General features: G+C 62.5%; 28 protein-coding genes and 1 pseudogene. 16 read left to right on the top strand and 13 right to left on the bottom strand.

Annotation, left to right across the window (positions count from 1 at the left end):
* The first annotated feature begins 19 nt into the window (after positions 1-19).
* Positions 20-1,519: an exopolyphosphatase gene (gene ppx, locus AC1DUR_RS00855; RefSeq protein ID WP_477716900.1), complete on the top strand. Its 1,500-nt coding sequence runs from the start codon at positions 20-22 to the stop codon at positions 1,517-1,519.
* A gap of 81 nt (positions 1,520-1,600) precedes the next feature.
* On the opposite strand, the gene AC1DUR_RS00860 is transcribed toward ppx, so the two are convergent.
* Positions 1,601-1,729 (bottom strand): hypothetical protein, encoded by a 129-nt coding sequence (locus AC1DUR_RS00860; RefSeq protein WP_477716901.1) that lies wholly within the window; start codon positions 1,727-1,729, stop codon positions 1,601-1,603.
* A gap of 79 nt (positions 1,730-1,808) precedes the next feature.
* Between AC1DUR_RS00860 and AC1DUR_RS00865 the strand changes: the two genes are divergently transcribed.
* Complete coding sequence (locus AC1DUR_RS00865; RefSeq protein WP_477721072.1) at positions 1,809-2,072, top strand: hypothetical protein; 264 nt, start codon at positions 1,809-1,811, stop codon at positions 2,070-2,072.
* Between the two features lie 73 nt (positions 2,073-2,145).
* On the opposite strand, the gene AC1DUR_RS00870 is transcribed toward AC1DUR_RS00865, so the two are convergent.
* From AC1DUR_RS00870 to AC1DUR_RS00895, 6 genes are all read right to left on the bottom strand, one after another.
* On the bottom strand, positions 2,146-2,619 hold the full coding sequence (locus AC1DUR_RS00870) for a SixA phosphatase family protein (protein ID WP_477716903.1): 474 nt from the start codon (positions 2,617-2,619) through the stop codon (positions 2,146-2,148).
* 2 nt (positions 2,620-2,621) lie between these two features.
* On the bottom strand, positions 2,622-4,733 hold the full coding sequence (gene ppk1, locus AC1DUR_RS00875; RefSeq protein WP_477721073.1) for a polyphosphate kinase 1: 2,112 nt from the start codon (positions 4,731-4,733) through the stop codon (positions 2,622-2,624).
* A gap of 41 nt (positions 4,734-4,774) precedes the next feature.
* Entirely contained in the window at positions 4,775-5,896 is a 1,122-nt protein-coding gene (locus tag AC1DUR_RS00880) for a glycosyltransferase family 4 protein (RefSeq protein WP_477716905.1), read from the bottom strand.
* Positions 5,893-6,753, bottom strand: a complete 861-nt coding sequence (locus tag AC1DUR_RS00885; protein ID WP_477716906.1) for a UDP-2,3-diacylglucosamine diphosphatase — start codon at positions 6,751-6,753, stop codon at positions 5,893-5,895. The genes AC1DUR_RS00880 and AC1DUR_RS00885 overlap by 4 nt, the downstream gene beginning before the upstream one ends.
* A complete protein-coding gene (locus tag AC1DUR_RS00890; protein WP_477716907.1) occupies positions 6,753-7,619 on the bottom strand; it encodes a GNAT family N-acetyltransferase in 867 nt (288 codons plus the stop codon). Before AC1DUR_RS00890 ends, AC1DUR_RS00885 begins: the two co-directional genes overlap by 1 nt.
* A 97-nt stretch (positions 7,620-7,716) precedes the next feature.
* Positions 7,717-8,007, bottom strand: coding sequence for a hypothetical protein (locus AC1DUR_RS00895; RefSeq protein WP_477716908.1), 291 nt, complete (start codon positions 8,005-8,007; stop codon positions 7,717-7,719).
* Between the two features lie 289 nt (positions 8,008-8,296).
* Here AC1DUR_RS00895 and AC1DUR_RS00900 point away from each other — a divergent pair, with 289 nt between their 5' ends.
* The gene (locus tag AC1DUR_RS00900; RefSeq protein ID WP_477716909.1) at positions 8,297-8,608 is read left to right on the top strand and encodes a plasmid stabilization protein; all 312 of its coding nucleotides are present in this window, start codon (positions 8,297-8,299) and stop codon (positions 8,606-8,608) included.
* A gap of 201 nt (positions 8,609-8,809) precedes the next feature.
* Here the strand turns inward: AC1DUR_RS00900 and arsC are convergent.
* Positions 8,810-9,076: pseudogene (gene arsC / locus AC1DUR_RS00905) on the bottom strand (arsenate reductase (glutaredoxin)); the annotation flags it as partial.
* Between the two features lie 96 nt (positions 9,077-9,172).
* On the opposite strand from arsC, the gene AC1DUR_RS00910 reads away from it, so the two are divergent.
* The 4 genes from AC1DUR_RS00910 to AC1DUR_RS00925 are packed head-to-tail and all read left to right on the top strand — an operon-like array spanning position 9,173 to position 11,361.
* Positions 9,173-9,535, top strand: coding sequence for an ArsR/SmtB family transcription factor (locus AC1DUR_RS00910; protein WP_477716910.1), 363 nt, complete (start codon positions 9,173-9,175; stop codon positions 9,533-9,535).
* A gap of 43 nt (positions 9,536-9,578) precedes the next feature.
* Positions 9,579-10,079, top strand: coding sequence for an ArsI/CadI family heavy metal resistance metalloenzyme (locus AC1DUR_RS00915; protein ID WP_477721074.1), 501 nt, complete (start codon positions 9,579-9,581; stop codon positions 10,077-10,079).
* A 14-nt stretch (positions 10,080-10,093) separates the two neighbouring features.
* Entirely contained in the window at positions 10,094-10,606 is a 513-nt protein-coding gene (locus AC1DUR_RS00920; RefSeq protein WP_477716912.1) for an arsenate reductase ArsC, read from the top strand.
* Positions 10,603-11,361: an aquaporin gene (locus AC1DUR_RS00925; RefSeq protein WP_477721075.1), complete on the top strand. Its 759-nt coding sequence runs from the start codon at positions 10,603-10,605 to the stop codon at positions 11,359-11,361. The genes AC1DUR_RS00920 and AC1DUR_RS00925 overlap by 4 nt, the downstream gene beginning before the upstream one ends.
* Positions 11,362-11,412: 51 nt before the next feature.
* Here AC1DUR_RS00925 and AC1DUR_RS00930 read toward each other — a convergent pair whose 3' ends face one another.
* The gene (locus AC1DUR_RS00930) at positions 11,413-11,916 is read right to left on the bottom strand and encodes a GNAT family N-acetyltransferase (RefSeq protein ID WP_477721076.1); all 504 of its coding nucleotides are present in this window, start codon (positions 11,914-11,916) and stop codon (positions 11,413-11,415) included.
* Positions 11,909-12,892 (bottom strand): LysR family transcriptional regulator, encoded by a 984-nt coding sequence (locus AC1DUR_RS00935; protein ID WP_477716915.1) that lies wholly within the window; start codon positions 12,890-12,892, stop codon positions 11,909-11,911. The genes AC1DUR_RS00930 and AC1DUR_RS00935 overlap by 8 nt, the downstream gene beginning before the upstream one ends.
* A gap of 126 nt (positions 12,893-13,018) precedes the next feature.
* On the opposite strand from AC1DUR_RS00935, the gene AC1DUR_RS00940 reads away from it, so the two are divergent.
* The gene (locus AC1DUR_RS00940; RefSeq protein ID WP_477721077.1) at positions 13,019-14,011 is read left to right on the top strand and encodes a Bug family tripartite tricarboxylate transporter substrate binding protein; all 993 of its coding nucleotides are present in this window, start codon (positions 13,019-13,021) and stop codon (positions 14,009-14,011) included.
* Between the two features lie 108 nt (positions 14,012-14,119).
* Positions 14,120-15,064, top strand: a complete 945-nt coding sequence (locus AC1DUR_RS00945) for an alpha/beta hydrolase (protein WP_477716917.1) — start codon at positions 14,120-14,122, stop codon at positions 15,062-15,064.
* Positions 15,065-15,129: 65 nt separating this feature from the next.
* On the opposite strand, the gene AC1DUR_RS00950 is transcribed toward AC1DUR_RS00945, so the two are convergent.
* Together AC1DUR_RS00950 and AC1DUR_RS00955 are read right to left on the bottom strand one after the other, a co-directional pair.
* Positions 15,130-15,954 (bottom strand): amidohydrolase family protein, encoded by an 825-nt coding sequence (locus tag AC1DUR_RS00950; protein ID WP_477716918.1) that lies wholly within the window; start codon positions 15,952-15,954, stop codon positions 15,130-15,132.
* The gene (locus AC1DUR_RS00955; protein ID WP_477721078.1) at positions 15,951-16,955 is read right to left on the bottom strand and encodes an aldo/keto reductase; all 1,005 of its coding nucleotides are present in this window, start codon (positions 16,953-16,955) and stop codon (positions 15,951-15,953) included. The genes AC1DUR_RS00950 and AC1DUR_RS00955 overlap by 4 nt, the downstream gene beginning before the upstream one ends.
* Positions 16,956-17,096: 141 nt before the next feature.
* On the opposite strand from AC1DUR_RS00955, the gene AC1DUR_RS00960 reads away from it, so the two are divergent.
* The 7 genes from AC1DUR_RS00960 to AC1DUR_RS00990 all read left to right on the top strand — a co-directional run bounded on the left by AC1DUR_RS00960 (position 17,097) and on the right by AC1DUR_RS00990 (position 23,129).
* The gene (locus AC1DUR_RS00960; protein WP_477721079.1) at positions 17,097-17,543 is read left to right on the top strand and encodes an RbsD/FucU family protein; all 447 of its coding nucleotides are present in this window, start codon (positions 17,097-17,099) and stop codon (positions 17,541-17,543) included.
* A 9-nt stretch (positions 17,544-17,552) separates the two neighbouring features.
* Positions 17,553-18,260 (top strand): GntR family transcriptional regulator, encoded by a 708-nt coding sequence (locus AC1DUR_RS00965; RefSeq protein WP_477716921.1) that lies wholly within the window; start codon positions 17,553-17,555, stop codon positions 18,258-18,260.
* A complete protein-coding gene (locus tag AC1DUR_RS00970; protein WP_477721080.1) occupies positions 18,257-19,192 on the top strand; it encodes a dihydrodipicolinate synthase family protein in 936 nt (311 codons plus the stop codon). The genes AC1DUR_RS00965 and AC1DUR_RS00970 overlap by 4 nt, the downstream gene beginning before the upstream one ends.
* A gap of 67 nt (positions 19,193-19,259) precedes the next feature.
* Positions 19,260-20,267 carry a sialic acid TRAP transporter substrate-binding protein SiaP gene (locus tag AC1DUR_RS00975; protein ID WP_477721081.1) on the top strand — a complete coding sequence of 336 codons (1,008 nt, stop codon included), beginning with the start codon at positions 19,260-19,262 and terminating at the stop codon, positions 20,265-20,267.
* Between the two features lie 15 nt (positions 20,268-20,282).
* Entirely contained in the window at positions 20,283-20,762 is a 480-nt protein-coding gene (locus AC1DUR_RS00980; protein WP_477716924.1) for a TRAP transporter small permease, read from the top strand.
* Positions 20,759-22,057 (top strand): TRAP transporter large permease, encoded by a 1,299-nt coding sequence (locus tag AC1DUR_RS00985; protein WP_477721082.1) that lies wholly within the window; start codon positions 20,759-20,761, stop codon positions 22,055-22,057. Before AC1DUR_RS00980 ends, AC1DUR_RS00985 begins: the two co-directional genes overlap by 4 nt.
* Before the next feature lie 133 nt (positions 22,058-22,190).
* Positions 22,191-23,129 carry a ribokinase gene (locus AC1DUR_RS00990; RefSeq protein WP_477721083.1) on the top strand — a complete coding sequence of 313 codons (939 nt, stop codon included), beginning with the start codon at positions 22,191-22,193 and terminating at the stop codon, positions 23,127-23,129.
* A 279-nt stretch (positions 23,130-23,408) separates the two neighbouring features.
* Here AC1DUR_RS00990 and AC1DUR_RS00995 read toward each other — a convergent pair whose 3' ends face one another.
* Positions 23,409-24,230 (bottom strand): class I SAM-dependent methyltransferase, encoded by an 822-nt coding sequence (locus AC1DUR_RS00995; RefSeq protein ID WP_477721084.1) that lies wholly within the window; start codon positions 24,228-24,230, stop codon positions 23,409-23,411.
* Positions 24,231-24,576: the final 346 nt, after the last annotated feature.

Raw genomic sequence — 24,576 nt, forward strand, 5'->3', positions numbered from 1 at the left:
CGGAAAAAGAAACTCAGACATGCAAAATGGAACACTGCTCGCGGCTGTGGATCTGGGATCCAACAGCTTTCGCCTTGAAATTGGCCGCTTTGACCACGGCCGGGTGCACCGCACTGAATACATCAAGGAAACGGTCCGCCAGGGCAACGGACTGGATGGCGACCGCAACCTGACGCTGGACGCCATGCAGCGCGGCTGGGACTGCCTGGCCCGCTTCGCCGAGCGGCTGGCCGGGTTCAAGAAGACGCAGGTCAGGGCCGTAGCCACGCAAACCTTGCGGGAGGCACGCAACCGGGAAGAATTTCTGACCCGAGCCCACCAGATCCTGGGCTTCCCCATTGATGTCATCTCAGGCCACGAAGAAGCCCGATTGATTTACCAGGGCGTAGCCCATCTGCTGCCGCAGTCGGATGAGCGCAGGCTGGTCGTGGACATTGGCGGTCGCTCCACCGAGATGATCCTGGGCAAGGACCTGGAGGCACTCACAATGGAGTCTTACCGTGTGGGCAGCGTGGCCTGGTCCATGAAATACTTTCCGCACGGGCAGTTCACACCGCGTGCCTTCGAAATGGCCGAAATTGCGGCCAAAGCGGTGCTCGACGAAGCGGTCAATGCCTACCAGCCTGGGTTCTGGGATGTCGCTTATGGTTCGTCCGGCACCATAGGCGCCGTCAGCGATGTACTGACCGCCTCAGGCTGGCCTGCCGGCTTGGTCACGCGCGATGGCCTCGACTGGTTGCTGGATCGCCTGGTCAAGGCGCAAAGTGCCGACCGCCTGAAGCTCGACGGCATGAGGGATGACCGGCGCGCCGTCATCGGTGGTGGCGTCAGCGTGCTGCGGGCTGTGTTCGGGCTGCTGGGCATTGAGCAGATGGCAACAGCCCAGGGCGCCCTGCGCCATGGCGTGCTCTATGACCTACTCGACCGGGAGCAGGATTTAACCGACTTGCGTTCCACCAGCGTCCAGCGCCTGGCCAGCAAATTCGATACAGACGCTGTACAGGCCCAGCGCGTCAGCAGAGTTTCGCAGCATCTGTTCCTGAAGGCTGGTGCGGGCCTGCCCGATGCAGCATTGGAACGCTTCCAGCGCAAGCTGCAGTGGGCCGCACAGCTTCATGAGATTGGCAGCCAGATCTCGCACAGCGACTACCACAAGCATGGCGCCTATATTCTGGACAACGCCGACGCGGCCGGTTTTGCGCTGCCCGAACTGCACCGGCTGAGCCTGCTCGTGCTGGGCCATCGCGGGAAATTGCGCAAACTGGAAGTCGACTTTGAAGACCGCGTGTTTGTCCAGCAGCTGCTTTGCCTGCGCGTGGCCGTCATTTTGTGTCATGCCCGGCGAGACCCAGACCTCAAGGGCCTGCAGCTCGAATGCGGTGCAGAGCCCGGCCGGATTTTTGTGTTGAACTGCAGACCGGGTTGGGCTGAAGCCTTTCCCCAATCGGCGCATTTGCTGCGCGAGGAAGTGCTGGCCTGGCAAAAAACGCCGTGGACCCTGATCGTCTCCGGCCTGTAGACCGCGCAAGCCCTGACGGCAGGGGTCTTGACGGTTCTTTTTTAAACGGTATAAACTGTATATACGGTTTATATCGTTTATTCAAAAGGACAAACTCATGGCAACCTCGAAAAGAGCTTTTGCATCACCGGCGACCAGGAGCCCGGCCCAGCCAAAGATGGCGAAGCCTGCACTGAAAAAATCGCCCATCCGCAAAGCCGCCACGGGCAAGCCCCTCTCCTCCGCTCCCCTTGCCAAAAAGGCTGGTGCAAAAGCTGGCGCTAAAGCTGCGAAAACGCCGCGGTCCAAGGTGTTGACGACAGCAAAGCCTGACAAGGCAGCCAAGCCCAAGAAACCCAAACTGGTACGCGACAGCTTTACCATTCCCAAAGCCGAATACCTGGTGCTTGAGGGCCTCAAACAGCGCGCAGCCCAATTAACCCGCCCAGCCAAAAAAAGCGAAGTGCTGCGCGCCGGCATCAAAGCCTTGGCAGCCCTGTCCGATGCTGCCTTCCTGATGGCGCTGGAGCAGGTTCCGGCCATCAAGACTGGCCGCCCGACCCTGTCCAGTTAAGCAGGGGACGCTGACTGCGGCCGTCGAACGTCGTCAAACGATCTTCCTCCCGGCACGCCCTTAGAGCACCCTTTTAAAGCACTTCAGGCGACTGCACGGTGACCACGACGGTCTGGCTATGGCCGTCACGTTCGCGGTTGCGAAGCCACCAGAGAGAGCCCTTTTTGACGGGACAATCGCTCTCCTGCAGCCCCAGCAGTTGGGCAATCGTCTGTCCCAAGGTGGGTTGATGCCCCACCACCAGGATGGGCGACCGACTCAGGGGCCATTGCACCAGCTCCAGCAACTGCGCGGGCGTTGCATCCGGTGCGAGTTCGGTCCGTATCTTGTATTTGCGTCCCAGCGCCAGCACCGTCTGCTCGCAGCGCCGCGCCGGGCTGACCAGGATGCGCGCGCCTTCCGGGAGCTGCCGGTCCAGCCAGCCGGCCATACGGGCCGCCTGCTTCTCTCCTCGCGGCGTGAGCGACCGGCCCAGATCACTGCCTCCCTCGGGATCACCTTCAGGCCAGTCTTCCGCCTCCGCATGACGCCACAAGATGAGGTCCATGGCTATTTTTCCCTTTGGTGGGCTGGCAAATAACGCGCCATCAGGGCCGCTTGAGCACCGTGCCCTCCTGCCTTGGCACGTTGATCCACCCGCAGGTAGGTACCGTCAGGCTGCAAATCCCAGGCATCGCACCCATCATGCAAGTAGGCCACCAGGCATTCATCGATGATGCGCTGGCGAATGACAGGATCGATGACCGGCCAGGCCAGCTCTACCCGGCGCAGCATGTTGCGGTTCATCCAGTCTGCGCTGGAGAGATAGAGAGATTCTTCCGCGGCACAGCGGAAATAAAACACCCGCGAGTGCTCCAGAAACCGGCCAATCACCGAGCGGACCCGGATGTTGTCCGTCACGCCCGGAACCTGGGCGGGCAGCATGCAAGCGCCGCGCACGATCAGGTCTATTTTTACGCCACGCTGCCCGGCCCTGACCAGGGCCAGCATCAAGTCTTCGTCGGTCAGTGCATTCATCTTCGCCACAAGCCGGGCATCCTTGCCCTGCAGGGCCGCTTCGCCCAGTGCATCGATTTTTTCAATCAATTTGCGCTGCAGCTGAAACGGCGCCAACCAGAGGTGATGCAATTTGGGCAGGCGGCTTTGGCTGGCCAGGTGCACAAACACATTGTCAATGTCCAGCGTCAGCAAGGAATCGGCAGTCAGGTAACTGATGTCGGTGTACAGGCGTGCCGTGCGCGGGTTGTAATTTCCGGTAGACAGGTGTGCGTAACGTACGAGATGCCGGCCCTCGCGCCGGGTCACCAGCAGCATCTTGGCGTGGGTCTTCAAGCCCACCACCCCGTAAACCACCTGCGCACCAATCGACTCCAGCATCTCCGCCCAGTTGATGTTGGCCTCCTCGTCGAAGCGTGCCTTGAGCTCCACCACGACGGTGACTTCCTTGCCGCGCCGAACAGCCTCCCGCAGCAGCAGCATCAGTTCGGAATCGGCGCCGGTGCGGTAAATAGTCTGCTTGATGGCCAGGACCTGCGGGTCGTTGACCGCCTCGCGTAAGAAAGCCAGAACACCCTCAAAACTCTCGAAGGGCTGGTGAATGGACACATCACCCTGCTTGAGCCGTTCAAAAAATGATTGCCCGGGTTGCAACTGCGTGGGATAGCTGGCGCTGTAGTGCGGGAACAGCAGCTTGGGATCATTGACCAGGTCCACCAGCTGGGTCAGCCGCACCAGATTGACCGGCCCCTGGACCCTGTAGAGGGAAAGCTCCGGCAAGTCGAACTGCTTGCGCAAAAAGTTCGCCAGGTATTCCGAACATCCAGCCGCGACTTCCAGCCGGACAGCCTGGCCATAATGGCGCTGCTCCAGGCCCTGGCGCAGGGCCGTGCGCAGGTTCTTCACATCGTCTTCATCCACCGCCAGGTCGGAGTGCCGGGTCACGCGGAACTGGGAAAACTGCCCGACCTCCCGGCCTGGAAACAGTTCTGCCAGATGAGCCCGGACCACACTGGACAGCGAGACAAACAGCCTGCCCTTGTTGGCGCCGGGCGTTGGCATCGGGATCATGCGCGGCAATACCCGCGGAATCTTGACGATCGCGATTTCGTTCTGGCGCCCGAAGGCATCATGGCCACCGAGCCGGACGATGAAGTTCAGCGACTTGTTGGCCACCTGCGGAAAAGGATGGGAAGGGTCGAGCCCGACCRGCACCAGCAGCGGCCGGACTTCCCTTTCAAAATAAGCCTTCACCCAGCGGCGCTGGGCGGCGTTGCGCTCGCCGTGCGAGACGACGCGAATGCCCAGCCGCTCAAATTCCGGCATCAAATCGTCGTTGTAGAGGGAGTACTGGCGCGCCACCATGGCATGCGCGGCAGCCGACAGGGCTGCGAAGGACTCGACGGTGTACAGGCCTTTTTGTTCGTTGCCCTGGGCCGCCGTCAGGTGAGGTGCCGCGCGGACCTCAAAAAACTCGTCCAGGTTGGACGACACAATGCACAAAAACCTCAGGCGCTCGAGCAGCGGCACATCCGGGCGCCTGGCCCAGTCCAGCACCCGCTCGTTGAAAGCCAGAATACTGTGGTCACGGTCGAGAAACCTGACAGGTCGCGCAGCATCGTGGATTTGAGCAGGCAAAGTAAATGAAGGGAGCAAATCAGACATCAGCAAGATAAGTCTTTGTAATCAAAGGTAATTCCGAGTGTTTACTGGTTTGATGACAAAGGTGTGACAGTACTTTTAACTGATGCTATGCCCCCGCTGAGCGGCTTGCAAGAACTGCCTTTGGCAGCCAACACCAGATAGCTTTCAAACAGGTGTGCAGCCTGCTCCCAACTGAAGTCGAATGCCCGCCTGCGGGCCTGATGCCGCGGTACCGCCAGCGCGCTGTAGCAGGCTTGCTGCAAATCGGTGTTCATGGCACCGCCGTGACAGCTTCCCCCTTCGCCCTCCTCTCCCTCTTCTTTACCCAGCACCTCCAGCGGGCCATCTACCGGATAGGCCGCCACAGGCGTGCCTGTCGCCATCGCCTCCAGCATCACCAGGCCGAATGTTTCCGATCTGCTGGGAAATACAAATACATCAGCCGCTGCGTACACCTTGGCCAGTTCGTTGCGGGGCATCACACCCATCCATCGCACCTGCGGATAGCGCTCCCTGAGCGCGACTTCCAGCGGCCCCACGCCGCAAACGACTTTGGTGCCGGGAATGTCCAACTTTAAAAATGCCTCGATGTTTTTCTCGTACGACAAGCGCCCCACGAACAGCGAGACCGGGCGAACCAGCGTGCCCATGGGCGGGTACAGCTGCGGTACGGGCTGGAACGCAAACAGTTGGGTGTCCACGCCGTGCGTCCAGCTCCGCAGATTGCAAAAACCCCGTTGCTCCAGCATGCGCAACACGCCTTGCGTGGGCACCATCACGCCGGATGACGGCTTGTGAAAGTAACGAAACAGCGCGTAACCCCACGACAGCGGGATCCTGAGCGCTGCATGGAGGATTTCAGGAAACTTGGTGTGAAATGCTGTCGTGAACTTCAAACCGCGTTTGCCGCAGTAGCTGCGCGCCGCCCAGCCCAGCGGGCCCTCGGTCGCGACGTGAATGGCGTCAGGCTCAAAGGCATCGAGTTTTTCAGTCAGGCCGCGCCGAGGGCGGACCGCCAGGTCAATCCCCGCATAACCTGGGCATGGCCGGGTCTTGAAAAGACCGGGGTGAATCACCTCGACCACGTGCCCCAGTTGCTCCAGTTCGCGCATCAGTTCCACGAGCGTGGTCACCACTCCGTTGACCTGGGGCTGCCAGGCGTCCGTGATCAGGGCGATCTTCATGCGGTCACCGCCTGCACGGCATGGCCACGGCCCTGGGTTTCATGGGCGGGAGCCCAATGCACCAGTTCCAGGCTGCCGTCAAAATTTTCAACCAAAGCCGTGCGGCTTTCGACCCAGTCGCCGTCATTACAGTACAGGACGCCGTTGATGTCGCGCATCTCGGCACGATGAATATGGCCGCACACCACGCCCTGGTGGCCGCGGCGGCGCGCTTCGCTGGCCACGGCCACTTCAAAGTCGGTGACATAGTTCAGCGCGCTCTTGACCTTTTGCTTCAAGTAGGCCGACAGCGACCAGTAGGGCAAACCCATTCGGGCGCGCAGACTGTTGAGATGCCGGTTAAGTTTGAGCGTGAATTCATACAGGTTGTCGCCCACGTAGGCGAGCCATTTGGCGCATTGGACGACCGCATCGAAATAATCACCGTGGATAACCCACAACTGCAAGCCGGCGGCCGTGGTGTGCACCGCTTCTTCCATCACTTCGATGCCGCCAAACTGGTGGCCCATAAATTCACGCGCAAACTCATCATGGTTGCCGGGCACATAAATGACGCGGCAACCTTTGCGGGCGCGCCGCAGCAGCTTTTGCACCACGTCGTTGTGGGACTGCGGCCAGTACCACTTGCGGCGCAGCTGCCAGCCGTCAACGATATCGCCCACCAGGTACAGGTTGTCGCTGGGATGGGCTTTCAGGAAGTCCAGCAGCGCGGCAGCCTGGCAGCCTGGCGTGCCCAGATGTAGGTCGGAGATGAAAATCGTGCGGTAACGCTTGCGCAACGACTCATCGTCGCTGTCGTCTTCGCCCGGCACATTCCCGTTGGCAAATGAACCGATGGCATCGAACATGTGCCGCATCAGGCCTCCGCGGAATTGGCAGGAAGGGGCTTGCCCGAAAAATGCTTCAGGTAGCGCGGCGGCAAATCGGCGATGCGCATCATCATGGGCAGATCGGCCGAGTTGAAGTCCGGATCCCAAGCCGGCGCCCCGAGCACCTTGGCACCCAGGCGCAGGTAACCCTTGATCAGCGCCGGTGGCTCTACATCCAGAGAGTCGTCGAGCTGCTCCACCGGCAAGGCCAGGCGCGGCGTCACGCGGTATTCGATGGCGGCCAGGTGGGTTTGCCGCACCTGGCGCCAGATACTGGCTGCTGCATGCCCACTGGAGACACCGTTGTGCTGCATCGGGATGCTGGCACAACCAATCATGGTGTCGAGTTGATTGCGCGCCATGAATTCGGCCAGCGCGCCCCAGAGTGCCAGGATCACGCCGCCATGCCGGTGGTCGGCATGCACGCAGCTGCGCCCGAGTTCCACCATGCGCTCGCGCAGGGAGCGCAGCCGGGTCAGGTCGAATTCGGTGTCGCTGTAGGTGCTGCCCACGCGCTTGGCCTGGGTCGGGGTGAGCACACGGTAGGTGCCAATCACGTCGCCGCTGGCCTCGTCACGCACCAGCAGGTGTTCACAATAATCATCAAACAGGTCAATGTCGTGACCAGGCAAGGTCCTTGACAGGGTGGCGCCCATTTCGAGGGCAAACACCTGGTACCTCAGGCGTTGCGCCTGCCGGACCTCGTCCTGGTGCCGGGCCCAGCTGACCGAGATTTTCCCCACTGGAGCCCTTTGAACAGGGGCTGGACTGACAGCATGACCGCTTTGATGAAGTGACCCCCGTGGCATTGCGACGGGCGACAATGCAAAGGTGGGATTGGGCAGTTCTTTCATGGCTAACTCCTTGGTTCCTTGTGTCAACAACTTCAGCGACTCCACGACTCAACATCACGCGCGCTGTAAAAAAGCCCCAAAAAAGGGGCTCTGACTCTCAATCGCTGGCGGCCAGCGACACCGCTTTATTCCGTCGCCCCAGACTGGCAATCAGCACTGGCCGTGCATTCGAAAGCCCTTCGAGCCAGGGCCGGGTGCCCGCCTTGAAGCGAAAACCACCAGGACTGTTGGCCAAAGCCTGGGCCGTGCAGCGCAGGATGCGCAGGCACTGCTGGTTGAGGTCATGGATGCCGGCGCTCAAGGCGCTGGCGGCGCCTTGCTCGTGCTTGCCCTGTTCACCGGCGTGGTTCAAATACCGTCCCATCGCGTGCTCCGTCATGCTGGTCATGGCGTGATTCTGAAAGCCGGGGGTGACGTGTTCGTGTCAGTTCGATGGCAGTTGTGTGACAGTGCAAGAAAATCACCTTGGTGCCGCCTTGCGCCGGCAAAACTGCGCGCAAACATTTTTTCTTTGCTATCAAATAGATAGCTTGGCGCCGCATACCCTGCCCGCGGGGGCCGTACGGCGTAGGAAATGGCCGACCTCTGCTTGGGAACGCGGCGCGCAGCATGACGGAGCCCCTAGCGGTAATTTCAGGATCCCAGCATCAAGACTTATGCAGCCAAGGAGAATCGACATGCCAAGAGGCGACAAATCGGCCTACAGCGACAAGCAAAAGCGCCAGGCTGAACACATTGAGGAAGGCTACGAAAACCGCGGCGTCAGGAAGGAAGAAGCCGAACGCCGCGCCTGGGCTACCGTGAACATGGAAACCGGTGGAGGCAAGAAATCCGGCTCGGGGCGCGGCAAGGCTGAAAACCATGCGCCGTCACGCAAGGGCGGGCGGCTGGGCGGCGCCGCTTCAGCGGCGCGCACGGCCGCTGAACGCTCAGCTTCCGCAAAAAAAGCCGCCGCCACCCGCAAGCGCAATGCGGCCGCGGCAAGGTAAAGGCAGGCCGATGCGCCGGTGCAGGCCGCCTGACGCTTCATTCGCTAAAGGGCGTGCTGGTTGACCCGCTTGGCCAGCGCATCCGCGCTCTCTCTGCGCTCGCTGTAGCGGTCCGTCAGCCAGGACGATAGGGAAGGTCCGCAACCCCCACAGAAGATTCAGCGCCCGGCAACACGCTCTCCCCGCTCATTGACGACCTGTGGGGTGGGCCAGCATGGCGTCGATCAACACGTCATCGCCCAGCGCGGGATCGTCCAGGCCGAGGTCCTTGTAGGCGGCTTCCTTTTGCCGGATCACCTCGCGGACGGGCACCGCCATCTGCGCGACCAGCTCCCGCAGCTTGTCCCGCGTGGGTGGCGTTTTGAGGTACTCGATGACTTCGGGTTCGATGCCGGCATTGCGGATCAGCGCCAGCACATTGCGCGAAGTGCCGCATTGGGGGTTGTGGTAAATCGTGACGGGCGGCATGCGTTTCACTCCTGGTAGTAGAAAACTGGCAGTAGAAAAGTTGGGGCAATAAGGCAGGCGGTTGCCTCGATTCAATAATTCAATTATATTTGAACTATGGAATCTTTTACGCAACCCCCCGAACCGGGCACTCTCGATGAAAGCGCCGCCGTCAAGGCGCTGGCCGCCCTGGCCCAGGCCCAGCGCCTGCGGGCTTTCCGCTCCCTCGTCGTGGCCGGCCCCGATGGGTTGACGCCGGGGGCCATGGCCGAACAACTGGGCGTCGCGCCCAGCGCGCTGTCCTTTCACCTCAAGGAGCTGTCGCATTCAGGCCTGGTCAGCAGCGAAGCACGCGGCCGCAACCTGATCTACCGCGCCAACTTCAGCCAGATGAACGCGCTGCTGGGCTACCTGACGGAGCACTGCTGCGAAGGCGGCGCCTGCGAAGTGGGCCCGCGGGCCGATTGCGCTGCCTGCTAACCATCACCACACCCCCACACATCACCACTCCCAGGAGAGCACCATGAAACGCTTCCATGTCCACGTCCACGTGCAAGACCTCGCGCAGAACATCGCCTTTTATTCGGCCATGTTCGACCAGCAGCCCGCGCGCACCGAAGCCGACTATGCGAAGTGGATGCTCAGCGACCCGCCGGTCAACTTTGCCATCTCCACGCGTGGAAGCGCGCCCGGCGTGGACCATCTGGGCATCCAGGTCGACAGGCCCGAGGAACTCGAAGCCCTCAAGGCCAGCGCCACCCGCGCCGACATGACGCTGCTGAATGAAGGCCCCACCACCTGCTGCTACGCCCGCAGCGACAAATACTGGCTGACCGACCCGCAAGGCATCGCCTGGGAGCAGTTCCATACGCTGGACAGCATTCCAGTGTTCAGCGAATCAAAACCCGCATCAAATGAGGCTGACGCCCAATCCTGTTGTGCGCAATCCGCTACAAATAATGTAGCGACCATGCAATTTTCCAACATCCCGCAACAGGTCAAGGGCGCCAAAGCCTGCTGCTGAGAGACATCAAAAACATGATCCCGCAACCCATCAACGTCCCCATCAATGTCCTTTTCCTGTGCACCCACAACTCGGCCCGCAGCATTCTTGCGGAAGCCACGCTGAACCACATCGGCAAGGGCCGGTTCAAGGCCTATTCGGCGGGCAGCAGCCCGCGCGCAAACCAGCAACCCAATCCGCTGGGCCTGCAGGTCCTGCGCGCCGCGGGCATTTCGACGGAAGGCCTGCGCAGCAAAAGCTGGGATGAATTTGCCCAGCCGGATGCACCGCACATGGATCTGGTCATCACGGTTTGCGATAACGCGGCGGGTGAGGCATGCCCGTTCTGGCCGGGTCACCCCGCCACCGCGCATTGGGGTTATCCGGATCCGTCTGAAGGCGACGGCACCGAGGCGCAAAAGCTTGAGGCCTTCCGTAACACCCTGCACGCGATTCGCCGCCGCCTGGATTTTCTGGTCAATCTGCCGCCAGCCGGGCTCGACAAGCTGATGCTGCAGACCCAGGCACGCGATCTGGCTCACTCATGAGCCACGCCCCGTCCCACCCGGCCCCTCAAGTTCTCACCAAAACCCGCGGGCCTCAACTCAAGCACCAACTGCTCGCGGAGTTCCTGGGCACGGCTGCCCTGCTCTGCGCCGTGATTGGCTCGGGCATCATGGCCGAGCGCCTGAGCGCCGGCAACATGGGTGTGGCGCTGCTGGCCAACACGCTCGCTACCGTCTTTGCGCTCTATGTCCTGATTGAAGTGTTCGGCCCGGTGAGCGGCGCCCATTTCAACCCGTTGGTGACCCTGGTCTTATGGTCAAGAGGCATGCTGCCCCAGGAAAGGCGGGCGCAAGTCGCCATGCTTTTCATAGCGACTCAGTTGCTGGGAGCCATGGTGGGCGCCTGGGCTGCGCACGCCATGTTCGACATGAACCTGCTGCAGTTCAGCAGCAAGCTGCGCGGCGGCTGGAGTGCCACCGGTGCGTTCAGCGGCTGGGGCCAGTGGCTGGCCGAAGCCGTCGCCACCGCCGGGCTGATCCTGGTGGTGTTGCGCGCGCCTGCACACAAGGCGCCAGCGCTGGTAGCCTGCTACATAGGCGCGGCCTACTGGTTCACCGCCAGTACCTCGTTTGCCAATCCGGCCGCTGTGCTGGGACGCATGCTGTCCGACAGCTTTGCAGGCATTGCGCCCGCCAGTGCGCCGGGTTTTGCGATGGCTGAAGCCGCCGGGGCGGTGGCGGGTGTGCTACTCAGCCGATGGCTGGGCGCCACCGGCGTGCCATCCCACCCGGACTGAATGCAGCACCCTTGATCAATCCTCAGGGACGCCCATGGCCTCAGGTGGCCATCATTCCAGCCACTTCTGGAAAAACTGCGCCTGCCCCATGGCCGGGTCGAGCTGGTAGCCGGCAAAGCCCACGCGCTCATACAGCCTGATGGCGCTGCGATTGCCCTGCAGGACTTCCAGCGTGAGCTTGCAGGCGCCGCGTTCGCGTGCAATCTGATCAACCAGCGCCAGCATGCGCTCGCCCACCCGCTGGCCGCGATGGCTGGGCAGCACGGCCACATCGTGGATGTTGACCAACGGGCGGCAGGCAAAGGTGGAAAACCCCTCGATGCAGTTGATCAGGCCGACGGGCTGGTCGTCATCAAAAGCCAGCACGCTGAACGCCTGGGGACGCGCGGCCAATTCCTTCACGAGGTGGGTTTTCGCATAGTCGCTGAGCGGCTTGGCGCCACCCGCCGCGTCCTGCGCGTAGGCATCCAGCAACTGGACCAGTGCGCTGGCATGCACAGGGTTGGTGTAGTCAGCCCGGCAGATGCGCAGGCAGGATGCTGAAGATTCAGTCACGCGGTCGTGTCTCCATGAAATGAGGACGTGATTTTAGGGCTGCACCGGTGTCGCCGCGCAAGAGCGTTACTTCGTCAGGATCGAAAGCCTCGAACGACTCCCGCACGAAGTCGAGAAAGGCATTGATTCGCGGCGCAACACTTGCACCTCGCCGGTGCAGCGCATAGACGTTGAAGCCATCGGTGCATTCCCAGTCGGGCAGCAAGCGGCGCAACCTGCCGCTCTCGATCAGAGCAGGGTCGAAGCAGGCCATCCGAATGACGCCTGCGCCACCCATCGCGGCAACAATCAGCCCTTCGCGGTCTGGCGTGACGACCCGCGGCGTGACGCGTACTGTGCTGGTGGCGCCGTCGCGCCTGAAGCTCCACTCGTAGGCGGGAACCTGCATCCACGGCCCGTGGAAGACCAGGCAGCGATGCGCGGCGAGATCCGCAGGTTCTTTGGGCTCCCCGAACCGGCGCAGATACTCAGGTGCTGCGTAAATGCCGGGCCGACCGAGTGCGAGGTGCCGCGCAACCAGGCGACTCGGCGGTGGCTCGCCGGCCATCAGCATCACATCGAAGTTTTCTGTCTGCATGGCCTTGGGATCCTGGATCGGTTTGCAGTCCAGTTGCACCTCCGGGTACCGGCTCAGGAACAGTGCCAACCGCGGCCACAGGATATAGCGGCCAATGGGTACCGGCATGCCGACCCGCAGTTTGCCGCTGACCCTCTGCGTCCGGCTTGCAACGGCTGACTCCAACTCCTGAAGGCGCGCCAGGATGTCGAGCGCGCGCTCGTACACCTGTACCCCGTCTTCCGTGAGTTGGATGCGCCGCGTGCTGCGGTGTAGCAATGTGACACCCAGCGTTTTCTCCAGGTCGGCCAGGCCGCGACTCACGGCAGAAGACGTCAGGCCCAGACTGCGGCCAGCGGCCACGAGGCTGCCTTGATCCACCACCCGCACCAGCATCTCAAGTCGGCCGCTCTTGTCCATGCAAACTCCTTGTTTCGTGGGCTTACCAGATTATTGAGAATATCTCACGATCGGTTTGCGCCAAGTTGGCTCGACAGGCGCGGCATCAGTGCCTACAGTGGCGCTAATACTCATTGCTGTACCACCATGGATACCTGCCGAACACCTCCAGTGCAGTCGCGCCGCCAGGCGATGGTTGCCGTCGCGGGCACGTTTGCCAGCCTGTGGGCACCGTGCCAGGCACAGACTGGCAAGCCCCCGCCGCTGCGCATCCTGGTCGGCGCGGCGCCGGGCACGGTGATGGATGTCGCGGCCCGCCAGATCGGCGATGCCCTGGAGCAGCAAACCGGTCAGGCCGTCGTGATCGACAACCGGGTTTCTGCCGGTGGCATCCAGGCCCTTATCGCACTGCGACAGGCACCTGCCGATGGCCTGACGCTCAGTTTGGTTCATGCGGTGCAGATGACCGCCGCGCCTAGCCTGTTCACGACGCTGCCCTACGACACGCTACGGGACTTCACGCATCTGGGAATCCTGTTCACCGGCCCTCAAGTCCTGGTCGTGCATCCTGCCGTGCCGGCGAAGTCCTGGCAAGAACTGCTCAACCTGCTGAAGGCGCACCCCGACAGGTACCGCTACGCGACACCGGGCAACGGCTCACCCGGGCATGTGACGATGGAGCAAATCAAGGCCACGGTGGGCGCCGAGGTACAGCACATCCCTTATCGCGGAGCAGCTGCGACCACGGCCGTGCTCGCCGGCGAGGTGGAACTGATGCTCGAAGGCGTCATGCCGTTGCTGCCGCACATTCGAGCCGGCAAGCTGCGGCCGCTGGCCATCGGCGGCGCGCACCGGGTGCCGGCGCTGCCCGACGTCCCGACGTTCGCGGAACAGGGGGTGGCGGGCATAGGCACCGTGTGGGTGGGCATGGTCGGGCCGCCGAACATGGCACCAGCCCTGGTGCGGCGCCTGAACGGCGCTTTGGCGCGCGCCGTGCTGTCGCCTGCGCTGCGCGACGCCTTCGAATCCACGGGCCGGGTGGTTGCGCCCGGTTCACCCGAAGCGATGGCGGACGCGATCCGCAGCGAGACCCCCATTTGGCGCGACGTGGTTCAGCGCGCACACATCAAGCCCGGCTGACGTCGCCCGACAGTCACAACTGCCCCTTCACTGTGCAGCCCCCTGAATGCAGCGGGTCGGGCTGCTGCATGCCTGCAAACCCCGCTGCGAAAGCGAAAGGACCAACGCATGTATGCCATCACGAGAGTTACCCTGGCCACGGCCCTTGCCGCCGCGGCCGGTCTGGCACCGGCCCAAGTGCCGCCGGACCTGGCCGAAAGGCTCAAAACCATGGGTCCGGTGGTGAACCCGGCCGCGACCGCCCAGCTGTATGCGGCCCGCAGCCTTGCGAAGGAGCCCTATGTGGAAACGCTGGTCGAACGCGACATCGCCTACGGCCCGGACGAGCGTCATTTACTGGACGTCTTCAGGTCATCGGTCGGCACCAATGCCGCCAAGCCGGTGCTTGTGTTCGTGCACGGCGGCTCCTTTGTCGGTGGCAATCGGCGCACGGGCCCGGGCAGTCCGTTCTATGACAACGTCATGCTCTGGGCCCTGCGCAACGGGATGGTGGGGGTGAACATGACCTACCGGCTGGCGCCAAAGAACCCCTGGCCGGCGGGCGCCGAAGACATCGGCCAAGCCATCCGCTGGGTGCATGAGAACATTGCTCACCGAGGCGGCGACCCGGCGCGCGTCTTCCTTTTCGGCCATTCCGCGGGTGCGTCACACGTCGCTGCCTATGTCGCCAAGCCGGAGTTTCATCGCGTGCCGGGATCCGGCCTGGCCGGCGCAATGCTCCTGTCGGGCGTCTATCGCATCACCCCCGAGCTGGTGGCGCAATCCCCAACCTATCCGCGCTACTTTGGCACCGATACCGACAAGTACGCCGAGCGCTCCTCGCTCGAGGGCTTGCGGGCCACGCCTGTGCCCTTGTGGGTAGGCAGTGCGGAGCTTGATCCACCGCCATTCCGGGAGCAGGGCGAACTGCTTCGCGACAGTTTGCGCAAGGCGGGGAAAAGCTTCCGCTCTGTCGAATTTGCAGCCCACAGCCATATGTCGGAGGCGTACTCGATTCACAGCGACGACCACTCAGTGGGTGATGCGCTGTTGGGTTTTGTTCGGGGGCAATAAGCGGCTATCGACCCGAGCGTCGTATGCGCGCACGCAGGGGCAAGAACCTGGGCTTCCTGCGGCCCTTAAAGCCGGTAAAGCCGTTTGGCGTTTCCCCCCAGGATGGCGGCCTGCTCCTCCGCGCTCAACCCGGCCAGGAGCTGCCGTGTTTCGCTTCGCCACTGGCTGTAGCTGCCGGCGAGTTCGAGCACCGGCCAGTCGCTGCCCCATACCAGCCGCGAGGCACCGAAGCAAGCCAGCACATGCGCAGCCCAAGGCCGCACCGTGCCGGGCAGAGGTGACGGGCCGGCCTCGGTCATCAGCCCGGAAAGCTTGCACATCGCCTGCGTTTCAGCAGCGATGTGTGCGATGCCGTCGGCCCAGGGCTGCCACTCGCCCGCCGCAATGGCGGGCTTGGCCGCATGGTCAATCACCAGGCGCAAATCCGGGTAGCGCAGGGCCAGCGTGAGGATGTGCGGCAGATGGGCCGACTTGACCAGAGCATCAAACACCAGGCCGCAATCCGACATGGCACGCAATGCGGGTGCCAGCGCGGGCTGCAGTATCCATTCGGCGTCATCGATGTCCTGCAGCATGGGTCGCAAACCTTTAAGGCGCGGATGCCGCGCCAGCGCCTCAATGCGGGCTGGCGCATCGGCAGCCAGCAAATCCACCCAGCCCACCACGCCCAGCACCGCCGGATGGGCATCGGCCTGCGCCAGCAGGAAATGCGTTTCAGCTTCTGTTGGTGCGGCCTGCACCAGCACGCCGCCGGTCACACCATGCGGGGTGGCTTGGGCCTGCCAGTCGCTCACGGCCACATCACGGTAGATCGGCGCCAGGGCGGGATTCAGCCAGCCGTAATCGCCGCGGGCCAGTTGCCAGCAATGAAAGTGCGCGTCGATGCTCATGGGGTGGGTGCCTCGGCGGGTAGCAGGCCCTGCTCACGCAGCGCCGTCCAGAAGCCGGGCTGAATCCGGTGCTGCAGCATGGCCAGCGCGTCGTCCCACTCGGCAACCTGCCGAGCGCCCAGCATCACGATTTCCACCGCGGGATGCCCCAGCGGAAATTGCAGCGCTGCTGCGCGCAGCGGCACGCCGTGGGCCTCGCACACCGCTTCGATCTGCGCCGTGCGCTCCAACCACGCCCGTGCGGCCGGCGCGTAATTGAACGTCGGCGCGCCGCGACGGGTTCCTGTGGCGAGAATGCCCGAGTTGAAAACGCCGCCCAGCGCAATGCGCACGCCGCGCGCCACGCATTGCGGCAGCAGTTCGGGCAGCGCGCTGTGGTCCAGCAGGCTGTAGCGTCCGGCCAGCATCAACACATCCAGGTTGGCCTCCCGCAGCACCTGCAGCACCACCTCCACGTCGTTGGTGCCCAGGCCGATGGCGCGTACCAGGCCCTCCTGCTGGAGCTGGCGCAGGGCGGGCAGGGTTTCGTCAATGACCTGCCGAAGCACCTCTGGCGCACGCGCGCCGTGGGTCGCGGCATCGGGGTCATGCACATACGCCACGTCCAGCCGGGGCAGGCCGAGGCGCTGCAGACTGTCTTCCACACTGCGTCGGGTGCCCGCTGCGCTGAAGTCCCAGGCCTGCCGGAAAGGAAGGATGTCGACATAGCCATGCTGGGCGCGCGGCGCGCCGGCATCCGGCAGCAGCACACGCCCCACCTTGCTGGACAACACAAATTCGTCACGCGAATGGCGGCGCAGTGCGTCGCCCAGCCGGCGCTCCGACAGGCCGTGCCCATAGTGCGGTGCGGTATCAAAACTGCGGCAGCCGCTGGCCCAGGCGGCGTCGACCAGCGCCCGGGCATCGTCATCGGTGACGGCGGTAAACAGGTTGCCCAGGGGCGCACCGCCGAGGCCAAGGCGTAGCCGGCTGGCGGCGCAGGGAGGGAAAAAAGACGACATGGCAGGGTAAATCCTGATAAAAGTTCAGCTATGTTATAGCTAACATGTCAGTCATGAACACGGGGAAATCCCGTGGTTCGACCACTTTATTAATAACAAGCGCCCAACTCACGCAAAACCAGCCCCTCCCTGCACCACTCCATGCTGAAAAACATTCCGCCACTGCTCACACCCGACGCCATCCACGCGCTGGCCAGCATGGGCCATGGTGATGATGTGGCGATTGTCGATGCCAATTTTCCGGCGGCGCGCGTGGCGCAGCAAAGCGGCGCCCGCCTGGTGCAACTCGCGGGCGCCAGCGCACCGCAAGCCCTCAAGGCCGTGTTGCAGCTGCTCCCGCTGGACGATTTTGTGCCCGATGCCGCCTGGACCATGCAGGTGGTCGGCAACGCCACCGCCATTCCCGAGCCGGTGGCCGAGTTTGCATCGGCGCTGGCCCAGGCAGGCGAGCGTCCTGCGGTATCGCTGGAGCGCTTTGATTTTTACGAACGTGCGCGGTCAGCCTTCTTGATCCTGCAAACCGGCGAGCAACGCAAGTACGGCAACATCGTGCTGCGCAAGGGCGTTATCGCCAGCGACAGCGAATAAGCGCGGGACATGAATAGCACGACCCACCCCGCTCCCACCAGCCTGCGCGCGCAAGCCTACGAGAGCTTTCAGCAGCAGATCGTCGACGCCAACATCCGGCCCGGCCAGTTCATCTCGCAGCGCGAGCTGATGCAGCTGCTCGGCATGCCACTGGGCGCGGTGCGCGAGCTGATTCCACGCCTGGAGGCTGAAGGCCTGCTCAAGACCGTGCCGCAGCGCGGCCTGCAGGTGGCCCATGTCGACTTGAAGCTGATCAACAACGCCTTCCAGTTGCGCCGGCTGCTGGAGCGCGAGGCGGCGAGCCGCTTTGTCACCACCGTGTCCGATCGCGACCTGGCCGCCATCGAGCAGGCGCACCTGGACATCGTGCGGCGAGCGCGCAAGACGGCGATCGACGACGACCTGCTCAAAGATGCCACCGCAGTGGACTGGGGCCTGCACGACCTGATGATTGACGCGCTGGGCAACGAGCTGATTTCCGAGGTCTACCGCATCAACAGCCTGCGCGTGCGCCTCATCAAGCTCGAAGGCTCCACCCTTTCACCCGAGGTGCTGATTCCCGCCATGGAAGAGCACCTCTGGTTTATAGACGCCCTCAAGCGGCGCGACCCGCAAGCCGTGGTCGACCGCCTGAGCCACCACATCGAGAGTGCGCACCGTCGCGTACTCGGACTGCCGCGGCCGGACATGCCGTGGTCTTTGGAGAAACTTGTATGACCGAACCCCAAACTTCCACCAAATCGCTGGCATTCCGTGGCATCTGGCCCGCCCTGCTCACACCGCTGCATGCCGACCTGAGCATTGACCACGCCAGATTTGCAGCCCATTGCAAGTCGCTGATCGCCAGCGGCTGCCCAGGCGTCACCGCTTTTGGCACCACCGGCGAAGGGCCCTCGTTTTCCCTGGTCGAGCGCAAGGAAGCGATTGACCAGCTGATTAAAAACGGCATCCCTGCTGCTCAGATCATGGTCTCCACCAGCTGCGCAGCCCTGCCTGAAACCCTGGAGCTCACGCGCCATGCGGTGAATGCCGGTGTGCACGGCTGCTTGATGCTGCCGCCCTTCTTCCTCAAGGGCGTGTCGGACCAGGGCATCATCGACTGCTATCGGTACGTGATTGACGGGCTGGCCGATGACAGGCTCAAGCTCTACCTGTACCACATCCCTCAAGTCACCGGCGTCGGCCTGTCGCACCACGTGATTGCCACGCTGAAAAACATGTACCCCAATACAATTCTGGGCATCAAGGACAGCGCCTGCAGCACGGCGCATTCCGTGGGCCTGGCCGAGGCTTTCATGAAAGACCTGACGGTGTATGTCGGCTTCGAGCCCGACCTGCCGGAACTGGGACGGCGCGGCAGCACGGGCGCCATCAGCGGCTTGGCCAACTTCATGCCTCGGGTGGTCAAGCGCCTGGTGACCCAGCCGGAAGCAGCCACCACGCCTGCAGAGCGCGACCGCATCATCAAGCTGCTCGGCCTGCTCGAGGGCTACTCCCTGATGCCGGCGCTCAAGGGCATCATGGCCATGTTGAGCGGCGACCAAGCCTGGCTGCGCGTGCGTGCACCACTGGTTGCCTTGACGCCTGACGAGTTCAAGGCCCTCGAAAAGAGCATCACGGCTTTCGGTATTGATACAAAATCCGACTGACCCGCATCAGGCATACCTGATCCGTATTCAACGAGTTTGCAAGCGACTTAACGACAAAGGAGACACCATGAAAACTTCCCTGATTCGCCGCACCCTGCTGGCCACCGCTTCCGCCGTCATGCTGATGGGCGCCCTGCTGCCCGCGGCACAGGCGCAAAACAAGATGGTGCTGCGCATCTCCACGCCGGCCGTTCCCGACGACTGGCATGCCAAGATGTGGACTGTTTTCAAGGACAACCTGGAGAAAAGCGCGCCCGGCGAATTCGACGTACAGATCAACCTGAACGCGTCGCTGTTCAAGCAGGGCACCGAGCCGGCGGCCATGGCTCGCGGAAATCTGGAGCTCTCCTCGATCTCTGCCTTTGACATTGCCAAGCTGATTCCCGAGTTCTCGGTCTTCACTGCGGGCTATATCGTGCGCGACCCGGACCACCAGCAAAAGGTGTTCAACGGCTCCATTGGCACCGAGATGTTCAAGACGGTGTCTGAAAAAATGGATGTGACGCCGCTGTCCACCGTGTACCTTGGCACCCGGCAGGTCAACCTGCGTGAGGCGCGCAATGTCAAGACCCCTGCCGACCTCAAGGGTGTGAAGCTGCGCATGCCCGGCTCCAAGGAATGGCTGTTCCTCGGTGAAGCGCTGGGCGCCACCGCCACGCCCCTGGCTTTTGGCGAGGTCTACCTGGGCCTGAAGACCGGCACCATCGATGGTCAGGACAATCCCCTGCCTTCCGTGCGTGCCGCCAAGTTCTATGAAGTGACCAAGCAGATCGTGCTGACCAGCCATCTGGTGGACGGCATCTTCATTGCGATCTCCAACAAGGCGTACAACGCCATGAACGCAACGCAAAAGCAGAAAGTCAAGGCGGCTGCGCAGGCCGCCTCCAGCTTCAACAACGAGAACCGCATCAAGGAAGAAGCGCAACTGGTTGACTTCTTCAAGCAGCAGGGCCTGCAGGTCACCACGCCCGATGTGGACGCCTTCCGCAAGTCGGTGCAGGCCACTTACCTGAACTCCGAGTACGGCAAGAGCTGGCCCAAAGGCCTGCTTGAACGCATCAACGCCACCAAGTAAGCACCCCGTCAAAGCATGAAAACCTGGCCAAAAAAAGCCGCCGACCTGATCGGCGGCGGGTTATTCCTGACCCTGTTTATCGTGTTTGTGATCCAGGTCACGGCACGGTTCGGGTTCAACAAGCCGATGGCATGGACCGACGAAGCCGCCGTGATCCTGTATGTCTGGGTCATTCTCTGGGCGGCGGCGTTCGTCGTTCCCGAGCGTGAGCATGTGGTGTTCGATCTGCTTTGGAACAGCGTCAGCCAGCGTGCACGGCAGGTGATGCAGATCGTCGGCAACCTCACGATTGGCGGCCTTGCGCTTTGCGGCATTCCGGCCAGCTGGGACTATGTCCATTTCATGGCCCGCGAAGGAACGCCCGTGCTGGGCCTTTCCTTCATGTGGGTCTTTTTGCCTTTTGTGCTGCTGCTGGCGGCACTGGTTGTTCGCTCTGCGTGGGCCATCTGGAACGCGATTCGGGGTATTGGTCTTGAAGCGGAGCTGCGCATATGACATCCGGAATCCTCGTTCTAGTTCTCGTGCTGGCGGGCGGCATGCTGCTGCGCATGCCCATCGGCTTTTCCATGCTGGCCTCCGGCATTGCCTACCTGATGGTCAAGGGGCAAGACATCGGCCTGGTGGCCGAGCAGGTGGGCAATGGCCTTTACAACAGCTATGTGCTGCTGGCCGTTCCGCTCTTCGTGTTTGCGGCCAACATCATGAACGCCGGCACCGTGAGCGAGCGCATTTTTGACTTCTGCCGCATTCTGGTCGGGCGCGTGCGCGGTGGCCTGGCCCAGGTGGATATTCTGGTCAGCGTGGTGTTCTCGGGCATGAGCGGCAGCGCCATTGCCGATGCGGCCGGGCCTGGCCTGGTCACCATTCGCCAGATGCTTAAAAAGCCGGAATACACACGCGGCTTTGCGGGTGCCGTGGTCGTGGCCAGCGCCACGCTGGGCCCCATCATTCCGCCTTCCATTCCCATGGTGATTTACGCACTGGTGTCGGGTGCCTCGGTTGGCGCGCTGTTTCTCGGTGGCGTGGTGCCGGGCTTTCTGATGGCGATATTGATGATGGTGGTCGTGCACTTCATTGCCGTCAAACGCAACATGCCGCGCGAGGACAAAATCCCGCTGAGCGAATGGCCGGCCATTGTGTTTCGCGGCGCCCTGCCGCTGTCCATGCCCATCGTGCTGCTGGGCGGCATTTACTCCGGAATTTTCACCCCCACGGAAGCCGCCGCAGTGGCCGCTTTTCATGCGCTGATTCTGGCCGGCGTGATCTACCGCGCCCTGACGTGGCGTACCTTCTGGGGCGTGGTGATGGAGTCCACCCGCGGCAGCGCCGTGATCACCATGATCCTGGCCGGCTCCTTCATGCTGAATTACGCATTCACGGCTGAAGGCGTGCCGCAGGCCATGGCCATGTGGGTTGACAGCATGCACCTCTCGCAGATCAAGTTTTTGCTGCTGGTCAACGTGATGTTCCTGGTGCTGGGCTGCTTTCTGGATGTGTCTGTGCTGCTGCTGGTGTTTGTGCCCATGCTGCTGCCCGCCGCCAAGCTGCTGGGCGTGGACCTGGTGCACTTTGGCGTGCTGGTGGTGCTCAACATGATGATCGGCCTGATTCACCCGCCCTTCGGTATGCTGCTGTTCGTGACCAAGGCGCTGACCGGCATCCCAATTGGCGAGATGATGAAAGAAGGCTGGCCATTCCTGATCATGCTGCTGCTCTTGCTGCTGGCCATGACATGCTTTCCGCAAATTGTGCTGTGGCTGCCGCAAACCATGGGCTACGGAGCGAAATGACTCTCCCCCGAAGCGCCTGCGGCACCTCCCCTCAAGGGGCGACTCCAGCGGCCCGGCAAAGCCGGTTCCGCGGCGTCCGCTTGGCGGCATCGGGCACGCCTCACATCTGGCGCTTCACCAAGGATGCCGCGATATGAATGACGACGTGAATGCCGAGGTGGTCTGCGTGGCCAGCTGGAATGCCGACCTGATTTCGCACGTGGCACGGCCCATTGCCCGCGGCGAGACGCTGATGGCCAGCGCTTTCAGCATCAGCCCGGGCGGCAAAGGCAGCAATGCGGCCGTCGCGGCCGCCCGTCAGGGCGCGCGCGTGGCGCTCATCGCCCGCATTGGCGATGACGACTTCGGGCGCATGGGCATGGCGCTGTGGCAGGCCGAAGGCATTGCCACCGACCATGTGGAGCGCGCCGCCGGCGAGCGCAGCGGCGTGGCCCAGATCCTGGTCTATGACGATGGCGACAACAGCATTGCGGTGTGCCCTGGTGCAGGTTCCGGACTCGGAGCGCCGCAGGTGCAGGCGGCCCAGCGCTTGCTGCACGGCTGCCGCGTTGTCATGGCATCCTGTGAAGTGCCTGTAGAAGCCACGCTGCAGGCCTTCCGGCTCGCCCGTGAGGCCGGGGCCATCACCCTGCTGAACCCAGCGCCGGCACGTCCGCTGCCAGAGGAACTGCTGGCATTGGTCGACGTTCTCACGCCGAACGAAAGCGAGCTCTATCAGCTCGCCGGTGCGGCGCATTCAGGGTCGGTGGACGCCGCTGCGAATCACCTGCTAGCAGGCGGTACCCGCGCCGTGCTGGTGACGCTGGGCGCCGCCGGCTGTCGCCTGTATCAAAGCGGGCATGCCCCGACGGGCCTCGCCGGCCGCAGCATGGCCGTGCTGGACACCATAGGCGCCGGCGACACCTTCACCGGTGCGCTGGCAGCGGCCCTGGCACGCGGCGAGCCGCTCGCGAACGCCATGCAATGGGCCAATGCCGCGGCGGCGCTGTCGGTGACCCGACGCGGAGCCATTGACGGCATTCCTGTGCGCGCAGATGTTGCGGCCCTGATGGACCAGGTCGCCGGGCAATAATCCGCCCAGCTTCAGGCGCTGAATCCGCCTCCATGCTCCAATCAAACGGCCATGCACACGGCCATAAGCGCTATTACTTTTATAGCACAAAGCACCCTGCCTAGTTGCAGCAAGGTCTAGTACTTCGACACAGAGGTATCGGAACACAATGAAAGCGATGGATTCGGGCCCAGGCCTAGGCGCAAACCGCAGACATAGCCGTAGCTATGGCGAGGATTTGCAACGACGGCATGGGCTCGAAGGCGCGCTTTCATGTTTCGATATTTTTGGGTCGGAGTACTAGGCATGCTCAAAGTAGACGAACGTGCTGCGGGGAAAGATGTGCCGATAGAAAGGACGCGCAAGAACACGCGCGAGGTTTTTGGCTGCAAGCAGGCCGGATGCGCTGTTGTACAGCTTGAAGAAATTTGGCCGCACGGGCTTCAGGCCCAGCGTTTTACCGAACGCAACCAGTGAATCGTGATTGAAGGCGTTGACGTGCTCAAGCGGCGCGATGGGCATTTGATGCGCTGGCGATAGGGCATTGAAATCACCATGCCGGGCCAGCTTTTTCAGCGAAGGCCCTGCGTTGGGCACGCTGATTTTGATGAGTCCATCCACAGCCAGAGCCTGCGCCAGGCGCTCAAGAATCGCCCGGGGCTCAGTGAGGTGCTCGAAGACCTGTTCTGTATGGATGAATCGGAATTTTTTAGCGGGTAGATCGGCGAGTTCTACAACCTTGATCCCCACCGATTGGCCATGTCGGAGGCGTTCCTCAGACAGCTCAACACCATACACATCACAGCCATACGCCATGGCCATGCGGGACCAGTGTGCCCATCCGAACCCAAAGTCAAGAACACTCAATTCACCCGGTGGAACGCCGAAGTATTGAATGACATACTGAACCTGCTCGGCCAGGTAGCGGTAGTCGTCAAGACTGTAGTTTCGGTGGGTCCTGTCCAGTTCGGTTCCGGGAACCCAGCCGTTGTAGATTTCGTCCAGCAACCGGTCATCAGGCACATGTTTTTGAAAAGCCAGGGTACACCTGTTGCAGCGTACCAGTTCGTAGGAACAGGCATCCGCAGCGTCGCCGGCATTGCCTTCGTAGTGCCTCGCCATGTAGTTCCTGATGCCCGGACCCCCATATGACTCTTCGTAAACGACAGACAGCGAATCCGACAGGCAGCCGGGACAATGGTTTCGGGATTTCATGACAGGGCGATAAGGCATTGACGTTCCGTGTGTAAAAAGGAATACGGTGAACGCCGAGGGGCACGCCGGACGAAGGTCACGGGTGCAGTCGCACATTCAACGCGCATCGGAAAAGCAAGGCAAGCGCACTTGCCAGCCATTGTGCGACCGCGTGAAGAAATGGTCAGGAGCCTGACAAAACCCGGTTGCGCACGCAGCCACTCTATCGCTCATGAGGTGAGCGGTGGTAACCCTCTGTAATGAGGTGCTCGCT

The organism is Polaromonas sp. P4_F4, assembly GCF_056401355.1.

What these genes read in the sequence shown, in the direction of transcription:
- AC1DUR_RS00910 (WP_477716910.1), top strand. Translation starts at nt 9,173, where the DNA reads ATGGAATCTTTTACGCAACCCCCCGAACCGGGCACTCTCGATGAAAGC.
- AC1DUR_RS00915 (WP_477721074.1), top strand. Translation starts at nt 9,579, where the DNA reads ATGAAACGCTTCCATGTCCACGTCCACGTGCAAGACCTCGCGCAGAAC.
- AC1DUR_RS00895 (WP_477716908.1), bottom strand. Translation starts at nt 8,007, where the DNA reads ATGACCAGCATGACGGAGCACGCGATGGGACGGTATTTGAACCACGCC.
- AC1DUR_RS00890 (WP_477716907.1), bottom strand. Translation starts at nt 7,619, where the DNA reads ATGAAAGAACTGCCCAATCCCACCTTTGCATTGTCGCCCGTCGCAATG.
- AC1DUR_RS00900 (WP_477716909.1), top strand. Translation starts at nt 8,297, where the DNA reads ATGCCAAGAGGCGACAAATCGGCCTACAGCGACAAGCAAAAGCGCCAG.
- AC1DUR_RS00870 (WP_477716903.1), bottom strand. Translation starts at nt 2,619, where the DNA reads ATGGACCTCATCTTGTGGCGTCATGCGGAGGCGGAAGACTGGCCTGAA.
- ppx (WP_477716900.1), top strand. Translation starts at nt 20, where the DNA reads ATGCAAAATGGAACACTGCTCGCGGCTGTGGATCTGGGATCCAACAGC.
- AC1DUR_RS00960 (WP_477721079.1), top strand. Translation starts at nt 17,097, where the DNA reads ATGCTGAAAAACATTCCGCCACTGCTCACACCCGACGCCATCCACGCG.
- AC1DUR_RS00880 (WP_477716905.1), bottom strand. Translation starts at nt 5,896, where the DNA reads ATGAAGATCGCCCTGATCACGGACGCCTGGCAGCCCCAGGTCAACGGA.
- AC1DUR_RS00995 (WP_477721084.1), bottom strand. Translation starts at nt 24,230, where the DNA reads ATGGCGAGGCACTACGAAGGCAATGCCGGCGACGCTGCGGATGCCTGT.
- AC1DUR_RS00990 (WP_477721083.1), top strand. Translation starts at nt 22,191, where the DNA reads ATGAATGACGACGTGAATGCCGAGGTGGTCTGCGTGGCCAGCTGGAAT.
- AC1DUR_RS00885 (WP_477716906.1), bottom strand. Translation starts at nt 6,753, where the DNA reads ATGCGGCACATGTTCGATGCCATCGGTTCATTTGCCAACGGGAATGTG.
- AC1DUR_RS00925 (WP_477721075.1), top strand. Translation starts at nt 10,603, where the DNA reads ATGAGCCACGCCCCGTCCCACCCGGCCCCTCAAGTTCTCACCAAAACC.
- AC1DUR_RS00985 (WP_477721082.1), top strand. Translation starts at nt 20,759, where the DNA reads ATGACATCCGGAATCCTCGTTCTAGTTCTCGTGCTGGCGGGCGGCATG.
- AC1DUR_RS00970 (WP_477721080.1), top strand. Translation starts at nt 18,257, where the DNA reads ATGACCGAACCCCAAACTTCCACCAAATCGCTGGCATTCCGTGGCATC.
- AC1DUR_RS00965 (WP_477716921.1), top strand. Translation starts at nt 17,553, where the DNA reads ATGAATAGCACGACCCACCCCGCTCCCACCAGCCTGCGCGCGCAAGCC.
- AC1DUR_RS00945 (WP_477716917.1), top strand. Translation starts at nt 14,120, where the DNA reads ATGTATGCCATCACGAGAGTTACCCTGGCCACGGCCCTTGCCGCCGCG.
- AC1DUR_RS00920 (WP_477716912.1), top strand. Translation starts at nt 10,094, where the DNA reads ATGATCCCGCAACCCATCAACGTCCCCATCAATGTCCTTTTCCTGTGC.
- AC1DUR_RS00980 (WP_477716924.1), top strand. Translation starts at nt 20,283, where the DNA reads ATGAAAACCTGGCCAAAAAAAGCCGCCGACCTGATCGGCGGCGGGTTA.
- AC1DUR_RS00940 (WP_477721077.1), top strand. Translation starts at nt 13,019, where the DNA reads ATGGATACCTGCCGAACACCTCCAGTGCAGTCGCGCCGCCAGGCGATG.
- AC1DUR_RS00955 (WP_477721078.1), bottom strand. Translation starts at nt 16,955, where the DNA reads ATGTCGTCTTTTTTCCCTCCCTGCGCCGCCAGCCGGCTACGCCTTGGC.
- AC1DUR_RS00975 (WP_477721081.1), top strand. Translation starts at nt 19,260, where the DNA reads ATGAAAACTTCCCTGATTCGCCGCACCCTGCTGGCCACCGCTTCCGCC.
- AC1DUR_RS00950 (WP_477716918.1), bottom strand. Translation starts at nt 15,954, where the DNA reads ATGAGCATCGACGCGCACTTTCATTGCTGGCAACTGGCCCGCGGCGAT.
- AC1DUR_RS00935 (WP_477716915.1), bottom strand. Translation starts at nt 12,892, where the DNA reads ATGGACAAGAGCGGCCGACTTGAGATGCTGGTGCGGGTGGTGGATCAA.